11 protein-coding genes are annotated in these 11912 nt (G+C 61.8%); 3 read left to right on the plus strand and 8 right to left on the minus strand.

What is annotated here, in order from left to right; translation table 11 throughout:
• Nucleotides 1-241: 241 nt before the first annotated feature.
• Nucleotides 242-412: a hypothetical protein gene (locus tag JO015_15200; GenBank protein ID MBW0000444.1), complete on the minus strand. Its 171-nt coding sequence runs from the start codon at nt 410-412 to the stop codon at nt 242-244.
• A 196-nt stretch (nt 413-608) separates the two neighbouring features.
• Here JO015_15200 and JO015_15205 point away from each other — a divergent pair, with 196 nt between their 5' ends.
• A complete protein-coding gene (locus tag JO015_15205; protein MBW0000445.1) occupies nt 609-1121 on the plus strand; it encodes a hypothetical protein in 513 nt (170 codons plus the stop codon).
• Between the two features lie 598 nt (nt 1122-1719).
• Here the strand turns inward: JO015_15205 and JO015_15210 are convergent.
• Nucleotides 1720-2178 carry a hypothetical protein gene (locus tag JO015_15210; GenBank protein MBW0000446.1) on the minus strand — a complete coding sequence of 153 codons (459 nt, stop codon included), beginning with the start codon at nt 2176-2178 and terminating at the stop codon, nt 1720-1722.
• The gene (locus tag JO015_15215) at nt 2147-2773 is read right to left on the minus strand and encodes a nucleotidyltransferase domain-containing protein (protein MBW0000447.1); all 627 of its coding nucleotides are present in this window, start codon (nt 2771-2773) and stop codon (nt 2147-2149) included. The genes JO015_15210 and JO015_15215 overlap by 32 nt, the downstream gene beginning before the upstream one ends.
• 360 nt (nt 2774-3133) lie before the next feature.
• On the opposite strand from JO015_15215, the gene JO015_15220 reads away from it, so the two are divergent.
• The gene (locus JO015_15220) at nt 3134-4621 is read left to right on the plus strand and encodes a putative porin (GenBank protein MBW0000448.1); all 1488 of its coding nucleotides are present in this window, start codon (nt 3134-3136) and stop codon (nt 4619-4621) included.
• 591 nt (nt 4622-5212) lie between these two features.
• Here JO015_15220 and JO015_15225 read toward each other — a convergent pair.
• Together JO015_15225 and JO015_15230 are read right to left on the minus strand one after the other, a co-directional pair.
• The gene (locus JO015_15225; GenBank protein MBW0000449.1) at nt 5213-6097 is read right to left on the minus strand and encodes a hypothetical protein; all 885 of its coding nucleotides are present in this window, start codon (nt 6095-6097) and stop codon (nt 5213-5215) included.
• A gap of 29 nt (nt 6098-6126) precedes the next feature.
• On the minus strand, nt 6127-6306 hold the full coding sequence (locus JO015_15230; GenBank protein ID MBW0000450.1) for a hypothetical protein: 180 nt from the start codon (nt 6304-6306) through the stop codon (nt 6127-6129).
• Nucleotides 6307-6574: 268 nt separating this feature from the next.
• Here JO015_15230 and JO015_15235 point away from each other — a divergent pair, with 268 nt between their 5' ends.
• On the plus strand, nt 6575-8107 hold the full coding sequence (locus tag JO015_15235) for a putative porin (protein ID MBW0000451.1): 1533 nt from the start codon (nt 6575-6577) through the stop codon (nt 8105-8107).
• A gap of 445 nt (nt 8108-8552) precedes the next feature.
• On the opposite strand, the gene JO015_15240 is transcribed toward JO015_15235, so the two are convergent.
• From JO015_15240 to JO015_15250, 3 genes are all read right to left on the minus strand, one after another.
• Nucleotides 8553-9929: a ClcB-like voltage-gated chloride channel protein gene (locus JO015_15240; protein MBW0000452.1), complete on the minus strand. Its 1377-nt coding sequence runs from the start codon at nt 9927-9929 to the stop codon at nt 8553-8555.
• A gap of 41 nt (nt 9930-9970) precedes the next feature.
• On the minus strand, nt 9971-10543 hold the full coding sequence (locus JO015_15245; protein MBW0000453.1) for a hypothetical protein: 573 nt from the start codon (nt 10541-10543) through the stop codon (nt 9971-9973).
• 385 nt (nt 10544-10928) lie between these two features.
• Nucleotides 10929-11714, minus strand: coding sequence for a hypothetical protein (locus tag JO015_15250; protein MBW0000454.1), 786 nt, complete (start codon nt 11712-11714; stop codon nt 10929-10931).
• Nucleotides 11715-11912: the final 198 nt, after the last annotated feature.

Raw genomic sequence — 11912 nt, forward strand, 5'->3', positions numbered from 1 at the left:
TGTGGCGGCGCGCCGATTAGCATCATTCGGCAATACATCGAACAGCAACAGACGCCCGATTAAGCACGAACCCGGAAACGCCGTTTCAGGAGCGGCGCTATCCTTCCCCGCCATCAATGGCGGGGCTTGCCGCGCGTTCTGGTCAAAAGCTCAAGAGGAAGCCTTACGCCTCGCCCGATAAAGCGCGGATCACCAGTGATTCGCCCGGACCGGTCCACGGCTCCGCAAGGGCGGCAGGGCTTTAAAGATCATTGCAGGGACCCGTGGTCTGAAACAGGCGGAGCCATGAGCGGTTGACGAGGTAGGTCAGTTTCAACGGAACGAATTCCACTTCGGGTACCAGGGGCCGTTTACTGCTTTTAACAATGCTCCATGAAAGTGCGGTGACGGATGCGTAGGTAATGGTGTCCATGGTCTTTTGTGACGTGCCTTCAGGGATTGGTTTCAACCATACGACGGACGGGACGCCGGTATCTGGACCGTGACCTCAAATCTTTTCCGTTCGCGGCAGGTCACGCACGCAACGTTGGGCTTCGGACGGTCGGGATGGCGGCGGGTTGCGCTGTGCATGGAAAAACCATCGGCCCATCTGCTGCCGAACCGTTGACATGAGAAAAACTGTAGCTGCCGCGTTAGGCGTAGCCATAACCCTTTGCAGCCAACCCGCTCCCGCCGCGGATGATCCGAACTCCCTTCCCGAGCGCCTTAAAGAAGCTGCACGCGAGGCAGGTGATGCCCTGCGCCGGGGCGCCAATGCGGTCGCAGAAGGGGCGACCCAGGCCTGGGACAAGAGCCAGGCATACCTGTCCGACGACCCCGCCACGTATCGGGCAGGCGCGGCCAACACCCTCCAGGAACTCGGCGGTGAAGTCGCCCAACTCCGGCAGCAGTCGGCCGCGGTGGCTCCGGACCGCGCGTATCTGCAAACGCTGCTGGCCGCCCTCGAGCAAATGCGCCAGTACGCCGTCCAGCAACTGGCGGCGCTAAGCCCGGAGGCCATCCATGCAGGTCGTGAAGGCAGTCGCCGGAGCTTGGACAATACGATGCACTACCTCGAAAGCCACGTCGACCTGGCGCGCTCTGAGTTGCGGGACCTTGTCGGGACACCCACGCGCCGGTGAGTGGCGGGTGGCGGGTGCGGAGCCGGTGGCCGGGGGTGATCTCCGGGTAACAAAAACCGCCCGGGACGTGACGGAGCCGGTGTATACTTGGGATAAGCCGGTACGTATTCTCGTTTTCCGCTTTCGGATCATCCCCGGAACCCAGCGCTCGACGTGTGTCCGGAAGGATTCGGCTTCGGCCAGGAGTTCTGCCGCCTCGGTTTCATACCATTTCGATGGCCATCGAGGTAAATTTTTGTCGTCCTTCCCAGGTACCCTGCCAGGGTTAAACCTATTAAACCGTATAAACGGCCTAGGCCCGACGGGCCGGCAGAACATAGCCCGGGGTTTACCCTGGGAAGGCGTTTCCCTCCCCCGACCGGGCCCTGAAGGGGCGGCAGAAGGTGTTGCCGGTGGGTTCTGCCGCCTTTTCAGGGCTCGATCGTGATTTTACGGTTACCCAGGGTAAACCCTGGGCTAAGTTCCCTTGGCCCTTCAGGCCATCAAACCGTCTGCCGGCCCGCCGGGCCTAAAACCGATTCAACCATCTACCGAGCATCCTCCGGCGCCGGCAATCTGGAGTAGTGGTGCGCCAGACGAGCCTGTTACCGGCGCAGCATCATTCGGGTGCGAGCCAGGCAAAGGCCGGATTGACCGAAGCAATCCAGCGCTCGACGTATGTTCGGAACGATTCGGCTTCGGCCAGAAGTTCTGCCGCCTCGGTCTCAGTCGCGACAAACGCAGCATCGTAGTCAATGACGTTGCGCTTACGCCGGCTCGCCTCGAAATAATCCAGGAAACGGTCCGAGCCGGGGCCGAGCGCCAGACGGGCGGCCTCAAAATGCAATCGATGATGACCGGGAACCGCGGCGACCCGGTACCCTGAACAGGCGATGGCCATTTTAGCGATCTGGAGAGCCGCATTGTAGGCGGTGGCGAAGCGCCGGTCGGCGGATAAGGCCGGCAGGGCGGCATCCGCCAGATCCCGGTCGATCAGCGCGCGCAGGCCATCCAGTTCCTGCTTGCCGGTCGTGTGCGGGTGGACCCTACGTTGCGCCAGCAACTGTCGCCAACTCATGTGCAGAACCTTTCAGCATCACCCGTTCACCTTTCAGGAGGGAGGTTAGAAAATGGTCCCCGTGGCGAACTTTCCGGTAAAATTCGTCTTCGGAATAGCGCGTGACGTTAATCTCACGGCCGAATCGCCGTTCCAAGCGCTTGAGCACGGGGACTAACTCCGCAGTGGTGACCGAGCCGACCACCATCACGTCGACGTCGCTGTGCGCTCCTTCCCCACCCCGGGCCACCGATCCGTAAAGGAAGGCCCAGGTGATGCCGTGGTCAAAAGCTTTCAGCTCACCCTGCAGGGCCGGAACCAGCCCCGCGGTCTTGGCGAACAAGCTTTCCAAGTCAGCAAACGCGGGTGAGGCCGTATTGGCTCTATAATAAATCCGGCGTCCATCCTGCCTGCGCTCCAGGAGGCCGCTGCGGGTAAGGGATTCAAGTTCCCGCTGCAAGCTGGAAGGCGAGGTATCCAGGTGGGCCGCCAGTTCGGTCAGGTACCACCATTTATCGGGCTGAAGCAGGGTGGCTGCGAGGATGCGCCGGCGGCCGGCGGGAAAAAGCGCATTGAGAAGCGGGGAGGTACGCATTTTGCGTAGATTGTTACGCATTTATCGTAGATCGTCAATTCCCGCTTCAGGCCGGCGCCGTGCGGGGCCGGTCCTGCCGGCGCGAAACGGCTGCGTCCGCCGGGAGGGTTGCGTCCTCCCCCTGCGCCACCCCGGTCAGGACGACTCATAGCCTCCCGGCATTCACGGGGACGACCCGTGTAAAGAATTTGTCACAGAGATAAATCTTGTCTTTGCTCGCGGCAGCGGCTGAAAGTCGGGCTCAGCCTTAACCAATGCGCGATTCCGTCCCGCTGCAGATGCACCGGCGATGCCGGGGCGTTAGGGCCGGACTCCAGGGACGCGCTTCAACCGAACAACGAGAGAGTGAAGATAACATTATCCACCCGAAAGGGCCTTGCCGTGGCTGGGTTCCTAACCGCGTTGGCGGTCAGCCCCACGTTTGCGACCGATCAAGCCCTGCTTGATGCTTTGGTCCGCAAAGGCGTGTTAACCGACAAAGAAGCCCAGCAAATCGAGGCGGAGGTTTCCAAGGAACCTGCGACGCCTGCTCCTGACCTCGGGAGCAAGATCAAGCTGGGCGATTGGGTCAAGGAGCTCAAGATCTACGGCGACATCCGGCTACGTGGCCAGTACGATGTCGAGCAGCCGCAGATTCCCTCCGCCCCGCGCCAGACTGACTATCCCAACGAGTTCCAACGCTGGCGCTGGCGTTTCCGCCTGCGGCTCAACGCCGACGTGCAACTCGCCGGCGGCTGGTTTGCCGGGTTCGGCCTGCAGACGAATAATGCGTCCGATTCAGCCAATCAGACCTTTACCCAAGGATTCGACAACTACAACATCTACATCAACAAAGCCTTCATCGGTTACAGCCCGGTTGACGGCATCACGGCGATCGCCGGCAAGCAGGCCAACCCCTTCTACACCACCGACCTGTTCTGGGACCCGGACATTTTCCCGCAAGGGCTGGTCGAGCGGATAGACTTCCACAAGCTCTTTAACCTGAGTTTCGGTGAGCCGGATTACAGTAAGGAGGGCAAAGCCCCGGTGGCTCCGCCGCCTGAGGGACCCCGGAACGCGCTTGAGTTGTCGCTGATTGCCGGGCAGTTCATCTTCTACGACAATAACGAGTTCAACGAGGTTACGGCGGCAACCGGCAACATCAAAAACGACGCGTACGAGTTCGAGACTCAGTTGCTGACGCGGCTGAAACTGGGCAACGGCTTCAGCGTCACGCTGGCGCCCGCCGTGTTCATCACGAATGACGCCGAAGTCGGTTCGGCCGGCAACCCGGCCATCGCGCTCAACAACACCCTGGCGTTCAACGGCACCCAGCGCGACGAACTCATCCTGCTGGCGCCTGGTGATATCAGCTTCAAGATCGGCAAGCTGCCGGTAAAGCTGTACTGGGACTTTGCCTATAACACGAACGGCAACGACCGCTGGAACAGCGTGTACGGGCCGCTGTTCAGCGCCGTGACGTACAACGCCGCGCGTACCGCCGTGACCGGTTTCCCGGCAGCCAACCGGTGGAGTCCTTCGTTCTCGGATAACCTCGCATGGCTGATCGGGATCCAGTTCGGCCAGAACAAGAAGCAAGGTGACTGGTCGATCTTCGGCAACTTCCGCCAGATCGGTCTGACGTCGATCGATCCGAACATCAACGACTCGGATTTCGCGCTAAGCAACCTGAACATGCAAGGGTTCAAGTTCGGCCTGGCGTATAACCTGACGGACTACGCGGTGTTTGCCGTGACCGGCTACATCACCTGGAACCTGACGGAGAACCTCTACGGCGGGGCGGCGAACACCCCGAGCAACCTGCGGGCCGGCATCGCCCAGGACACCACGGCTGACACCGTACAGGTCGACCTGAACGTGCAGTTCTGACCGGAACAGGCCTTCGTGACCTGGAGGAGGCAGCAGGCGATTGCGGGCGCGCGACCCAAGGTACAGGCGTGACGCCTTAGGAGGGCTGGGCCGGGGGGGGAAACGCCTTCCCCGGGGTAGACCCCGGGGCTAAGGTCCCCCGGCCCTGTGGGCCTGGGCCGTTTATACGGTCTAATAGGTGTAAAGCTGACAGGGCACCTGAGAAGGAAGACAAAAATTTTGCCGCCATAGCCGTCGAGATGGTATAAGTGGCGAGTGACCGGGTAAACTGCTACGATCGCCCCTGGAGAGGAACGCGGTAAAAATGTCTGTTTATACCCGCATGGTTCGATGGCGGTGGGCTCGGGCCGGCGGGCCATTCAAAGCCGGCCTGCTCGCTCTCGCCCTGTTTCTTCCGGCTTGCACGGGGCATCCCGATCGCGACCGGCAAGCTAACCGGGGCGACAACTCAGCACCCGCAATGGGTCCCTACACGTACAATCCCACCGCTCGGAATTACGAACGGCCATGGCCATTCGGCCCGCTCGATGGACATTAAAACGGATGTTGGATAGTTAGCGGATCTCCGATTCCGCGGGATTCCGATCACTTCTATCGCAGCTCAGCCCGGAGGTCGAGGTCCTCGTCGTATGCGAGGCTCAGGAGCACGGTTTTCCCGGCGTGACCTTCCAGTTTGCAATCCGCTGCAAGGCTGCGGGCAACCATGACGGAACGCTCTCCGGGCTCGTCATGGTAAATCCAGACGTCGACGGCTTTGATTTCATGAGGACCGGCGGATAACGGCGGGCAAAGCAGGCCGGTGCTTGGCGGTTGAGTGGAGAGGTAGCCGACGGCGTGGCCATCCACGACAAGGATCATCTCAGCCCGATTGATGTAGCCCGGTGCGAGTTGCACGCGGGCGACCGGTCGCTCCGCCGCCGCAAGTTCACATCGGCGCCGGTAAAGGATCAGCCTGGCGGGCCAGTCCCGCAGCGGTAGATCCCCGCTTTCCGCCACCCGTAATGCCCGGTCCAGGTTGGACCCGTAAAGGGGATCAAACATCTCGGGCCGTCGCAAAAAATGCGCTACCGCGGCGGAGAGCACTTGCCGGCCGCCGCGAGTGCCCTTGAGCTGCGTTGCCGCCCAACGATCGGCGGCCCCCTCATCGCGGGTGCAAAGTGCTAAGTGGCCGTATTCATGCACCAGGAAAAATCGGGACGCGCTCGGGTTGGCTGCCTCGATGGCCCGGGCTCGCTCCGGACACAAAAAGATGGCCCCGCGCGGGTAGACGAAATTAGGCTGGATCGCTACACCGATGCCGTGCCGGGTGTGGGCACAATCCCAACGGACGCGAACCCCGCTCAGTTCCGGCGGCGGCGACCAGGCGGCTTCGGGAGGGTGGAAAGGGCCTGCGACACCCTGGGCAGCCGCGCAAGCCACCAGGCTTTTCAGCACCCACGCGGTCAGGGCGGCTCTGAGGACACCTGAGCACAGCATGGCATGGCATGGCAAGCGCGCGGGTGCGGCTACCTCGCGGCGCTCGGGTCCTGAAACTCCCGAAGCGGCGCGCTATAGGGACGTGGCGTGCTTGACGCCTCCGGGCTGGTCGCCGCACTCGGATAGGTGCCGGAACGGTTGGCGCAACCCCCTGACAAGCCCAGCGTGAAGACCAAAAGGATCGCTGCCGGAAGCGTGAGTGGTTTCATGCGAAGACGTCCGAACGAATCTAAGCCGGTTGCCGTTTGCAGGTCGATCCCGAAATGGGTCGCCGGGATGCTTCATCGCATATTCGTCGGATCGGCGCAATCTGATTCATTCGTCTTGCGCAGGCGGGGCGGGAAACATTTTCGCGTTGACCCGCACGGCTCCGATACTCTACTGGTTCAGTAGCCATTTCTGAAGGCGCCGGCGGTGTTTACCCGTCCCGCAGGCGCCGGACGCCGCGGCGCCTGAACCAACGAGAGAAGAAAACCGATGACCCGAAAGAGTATCCCTGCATGGGCGCTGTTGGCCCTGCTCTCCCTGACAGCCCCTCCCCTGCACGCCCAACAGGATCAAGCGTTGATCGATGCGCTTGTCCGCAAGGGGATCCTTTCCCAAAAGGAGGCTGAGCAGATCCAGGCCGAAGTCGAAAAGGAGGCCGATCAAACCCCTGCGCCTCCACAGAACAAAATCAAAATCGGCGACTGGGTCGACGAATTGAGACTTTCCGGCGAAATTCGCCTCCGCAACCAGTGGGACGACAGCACTCCCCAACTGCCGAAGGCGCCCCGGCAGACCACCTATACCAACCACTCGCAGCGCGACCGGTGGCGCTTCCGCCTGCGCCTGAATGCCGACTTCAAGCTCAAGGGCAACTTTTTCGGCGGTGTCCAGTTGAGCACTTCCCAAAACGGCGCGACCGATTCCTCCAATCAGACCCTGGGACAAGGCTTCGACAATTATAGCATCTACATCACCCGCGCGTTCCTTGGATGGGCACCGGCGGATGGTTTAACCTTCGTCGGCGGCAAGCAGCCAAATCCCTTTTACACCACCGAAATGGTTTGGGATCCGAACGTTAACCCCCAAGGGCTGGTCGAGCGCATCGACTTTCACAAACTTTTTAATTTGAGCTTCGGTGAATCGAGTTACGCCAAAGACGGTAAGGCACCGGCCGCGCCGCCACCTGAGAAACCGGCCAACGCGCTCGAAGTCAGTTTGATCGCCGGTCAGTTCATTTTTTTCGACAATAACGAGTCTAACCTGGTCACGAGCGGCACGGGCCGCGTTAATCAGGACGCCTACCTGTTCGAAACCCAGTTGCTGACCCGGCTGAAGCTCGGCAAAGCGCTCGCCATCACGGTGGCTCCCGCCCTGTTTGTCACCAACGATTCGGTGGCGGGCCTGGCCGGCAACCCACCCATTGCGTTGCAGAACACGCAGCCTTTCCAGGGACCGACCCGTGACCAACTCATCCTCCTGGCCCCCGGCGACGTGAGTTTCCTGATCGGCAAGATCCCCGTCAAGGCCTACTGGGACCTGGCCTACAACTTCAGCGGCGACGACCGCTGGAATAACGAATACGGCCCGCTGTACAGCAACGTAACCTTCAACCGGGCCGGGACCGCAATCACGGGTTTTCCCGCAGCAAATCGCATCGGACCTTCGTTCTCCGACAACTTTGCCTATGAGGTCGGAGTCAAAATCGGTGAGAACAAAAAGCAGGGCGATTTTGCGATCTTTGGTGATTGGCGGCAAGTTGGCCTGACGTCGGTCGACCCGAACCTAAATACGCCCGACTTCGCCTTGAGCAGCCTTAACACTCAAGGGATTCGGTTAGGTCTGGCCTACAATGTCACCGACTACGCGACGTTCGCCGTAACCTGGTACCACTCCTGGGCTTTGACCCGCAACCTCTTTGGCGGTGCAGCCACCGGCACCATTCCCGCTTCGACCATCAATAACAGCATCGCGCCGTTTAACCACGTTGACGTGCTGCAGGTAGATTTCCTGGTGAACTTCTAAGTTTTTACACCCGCGGACGCGGAGCTCTGGTGCCGGCAGACCCGACCCTGATCTGGGCGGGTGGCATTGGTTGTTCGGGCGTCCGGGGCGTGCGCCTGGGGCGGCCCTTTGATCTAGCGGCCGCCGGTGTTGTTGCGCTGTGGTCCGTACGGCGCCTGGCGGACCGGGTTTTGCGCGCCGGCATTGTATGGCGGCGGCGTTCCGCTGGCCACTGAGTTAACGTCAGCTCCACCGGATCTCTGGGTTATCCGGCCGTTAGAGCCGGAGCATGCCGTTAACGTCAAGAGTGGCACCACGGTCAGAAAGCCAAGCGCGAAGAAGGATGTTTTTTTCATCAGGCAAGTGAGTCGTAAGTACGATTTGCAAAAAAGACAACGTTTTCTTTTCTACGCCATGGCGTCGCAGAAGGCGGCCTCCGGCGTTCTACCGCCTCTTCAGGGCTCAATCATGGCGCCCGCGGCTGGGCGGCAGCCTCGGTGGAGGTATCCTCCTCGATCGCGGTGCCGCGATGCAGAACGTCGTAGTAGATCGACTCAGGCCGGAGCGCGCGCGAGACATGGTAGGCGGCGAGGCAGGCCAGCATCAGCGCCGGCACCAGTTGATACTCCAGGGTCATCTCGAACACGATGAGGAAGGACATCAGCGGCGCGTGCGTGGTGGCGGCCAGAAACGTGCCCATCCCGATCACCGAATAGACGGTGGGCAGCGATGAACCGGGCCAAAGCGCATGGGCGGCGCTGCCGGTGAGCAGGCCGAGCATGGCGCCGACGAAAATGGTCGGCGTGAACACCCCACCGACGGCGCCTGATCCGGCGGTGGCGGCAGTGGCGAGGACCTTGGCGATCAAGATCAACAGAATCAACGACAGCGGCCCGGGCGTATGCAGCGCACCGTTAACCACGCTGTAGCCGTTGCCCCAGACCTCAGGCCGCCAAGCCGAGATTGCGCCGACCAGCAACCCGCCCAGCGCGAGCTTCAGAGGGAGGGCCAGCGGGAGACGTTTGGCCAACCGGCGCGCGCCATCCAGTACGCCCATGAACAGGGGGGCCAGCGCGCCCAACAGCAACCCCATTAGCAGGAAAAGCGGCAGTTCCCAGAGCGAAGTGACGTGCAGCGGCGGGATTTTGTACACCGGCTCGTAGCCCAGCACCTGGTGAACCGTGGCATTGGCCGTCACGGAGGCCACCATCAGGGGTCCCAACCGGCGTATCACCAATGTACCGTAAACGATCTCCGCGATGAAAATCGCGCCGGAGAGTGCGGCGTCGTATGCAGAAGCAAAGCCCGCTGCCGCGCCGCAGGCCAGCAGCAGGCGCAGATCATCGCGGGGGAAGCGGCCCAACCGCCCGATCCAGGAACCGGTGGCCGCCGCCAGTTGTACCATTGCGCCTTCCCGTCCGATCGAGCCGCCGGACGCAATGGTGCAAAGGGACGAGGCGCAACGCACCAGGGTGCCGCGCACGTCCTGGCGGCCGTCGCCGACCGCGATGGCCTCAAGGTAATCGGACCGCTTTTTGCCCTGGGTGATCCGCTGCGCCCACCACAGGAACACACCGGCCGCGACCCCACCGAGCGCCGGAGTAATGGTGCGACGCCACGGCGCGAGCGCATCCGCCGCGGTCACGAGACTGCCGGGATGGCCGGTGGCGAGACGCTCGGTGAACGTCATGCCCTCATGGAATGCCACCGTAGCCAGCGCACCGGCGACGCCGATCAACGCCGCCCACAGCAGCAGCCAGCGATCGTCGCCGCGGCAATCGGCCCCGCGCGCACCGGGCTGCGTGCCCGCAAAGGTCCGGACGGCATGAGGTGAATCGTTCACGGGCTGTGCGGCTTTGCGCGGGCACTCCGCCCATCATAGGGTCAGTGGCCGGTCCCGATGAACCTTGCATAGCAGGTTCCGAAGCGCGCGATCCGGCCAAGCTGCGGAGTCTCTGCCGTAACGTAACCGAAATCATTTGCCAGACGACCGGTTCTGGCGTCGAAAATCAGGACGCCGTGGAGCAGGAAATCGTGATAGGCAAGGTCCTCACCCCCATGCGCAAGCACGCCCGCCGAAGTTTCGGCGCTGATGAGCTTGGGCCAAAGGTTCTGAACTTCACTCGGGAGGATCGTGCCTGCCGCGACCGCCAGGTAAGGGGGCGCAGATTTCGAACCGGCCGGGTTCCGGCCCTGGTAACTCCTGACGCGCGCCTCAGCCAGCCGTAACTCGTTCGATTTCGGACGGTAAGTATCGATGGCAAAGTTCCGATCGTCCACGCGGTAGCCGCCAACCGCGCAGCCGGCCACGAGAAAGCACGCCAAACCGCAAAAGAGCCGCTTCAACCTGCCGCTTCGAAAACTGCCTGGCCGGAGTGTTCCACGCCGTCGAACAGCGGACGACTCGTCGAAAAACCCGATGTCCCGGTTCTGAACCACAAAATTACTCGTATGCACTCGCTTAGCCCAACTCGGCCACCGGCGCAATTGTGCCGGCATCAAAATCATCCGCAGAACACGCAGAAGGACGCAGAAGGACGCAGAAAAGAGAAAACATCCACAGATTACACAGATTAACGTCACACGGCGGGCACTGCGATCGGGCGGGCACAATGACAGAGTTCACACGGCGACCACGGCGACCACGGCGGGAAGAGGGAGAAGGGGAAAGAGTTCGGCGTTCGGAGTTCGGAGCGGCATCATGGGTGCGAGATGCCCATATCAATTCTAAAGTTCCTGTTCCTGCCGGGTCCTTTTAATCTGTGTCAATCTGTGTAACCTGTGGATGCTTTCCTCTTTTCTGCGTGTTCTGCGGATGATCTTGTCAACCCCGGACAGGGCGTTACGGTCCGCCTCGAGAACGGAACCTGATCGCCCGCTGGTCCGTGCCGTTGGAGATCACCACCTCGGAGAGATTCGGATTTACGCTGGGGCGCACCTCGACGACGCGCAGGTTGTCTCTGTCCGGTTCCGAGGTTATTTGCCGGACCGCCTTCGTCTCGGTATTTTCAAGCAGAACCGTGTCCTTGCCATTCGCGTTGGACCAACTGACTAGAGCCAGGTTATCAAAGATGCCCGCCGGCGGGCCCGGGGTCGGTGATGGTAAAGGCGCCGGATGATCCGGAACCGGCACGGCCGGCGCCTGGACTTCGGGTGAGCGCCCGGTCTGGTCGGGGATCGAACCGCCGGCACGATAGGCGGCGGTTGTACCGGGACCGCCATCGGGTGGGGCTGCGGGCGCGGCGCCAGGGGGGTTAATTATGATGTAAACCGGATTCGGGGAATATGCGCCCGGGACCGGCCCCTGTGGCACCACCACCGGAACCGGGTTCACTCGAGGGCCTGCATCGACCGCGGCGTAGTCCCCGCCCGGGTAATCGTACAGGTACCCGTCCGTCGGGGGATATACCCAGGGTAAGGCAAAGGTGTTGTAGCCAAGCACCGGAAACACCGGGTACCGGCGATGCCGGCCGATGAAACGGCTGCGGCTCGAAAGACCAAACCCCCGCCTCGCAACGGCCCGGCCCCCGCCTCGGAAGCCGCCACCAAAAGGGCCCGCGCGGGCTTCACCCAAAAGGACGGACATACCGGTGACCAGCACGCCGGCAACAAGGAAAGGTGTTTTCATCAATCGATTAACCACCGGAAGCGATGCGGCATCACTGCGCCATAAACGTCGTGAGGCATTCACCGTTGTCAAGCGGTGCAGCCGGAAACCAGGAGGCCCGCCCTCCGCGGATGGGCCGCGGTTCCGGACCACTTCCAAATGTCGCAAGAGTTACGGCAATTACCAATCGTAAGGCGCGCCAGGACGGTTAGCATTCGT

This window comes from Verrucomicrobiota bacterium (assembly GCA_019247695.1).
Taxonomy (GTDB): Bacteria; Verrucomicrobiota; Verrucomicrobiia; order Chthoniobacterales; family JAFAMB01; genus JAFBAP01.

Coding starts and splice junctions, on each gene's coding strand:
- JO015_15200 (MBW0000444.1), bottom strand. CDS start 412: ATGGACACCATTACCTACGCATCCGTCACCGCACTTTCATGGAGCATT.
- JO015_15215 (MBW0000447.1), bottom strand. CDS start 2,773: ATGCGTAACAATCTACGCAAAATGCGTACCTCCCCGCTTCTCAATGCG.
- JO015_15225 (MBW0000449.1), bottom strand. CDS start 6,097: ATGCTGTGCTCAGGTGTCCTCAGAGCCGCCCTGACCGCGTGGGTGCTG.
- JO015_15210 (MBW0000446.1), bottom strand. CDS start 2,178: ATGAGTTGGCGACAGTTGCTGGCGCAACGTAGGGTCCACCCGCACACG.
- JO015_15205 (MBW0000445.1), top strand. CDS start 609: ATGAGAAAAACTGTAGCTGCCGCGTTAGGCGTAGCCATAACCCTTTGC.
- JO015_15230 (MBW0000450.1), bottom strand. CDS start 6,306: ATGAAACCACTCACGCTTCCGGCAGCGATCCTTTTGGTCTTCACGCTG.
- JO015_15250 (MBW0000454.1), bottom strand. CDS start 11,714: ATGAAAACACCTTTCCTTGTTGCCGGCGTGCTGGTCACCGGTATGTCC.
- JO015_15235 (MBW0000451.1), top strand. CDS start 6,575: ATGACCCGAAAGAGTATCCCTGCATGGGCGCTGTTGGCCCTGCTCTCC.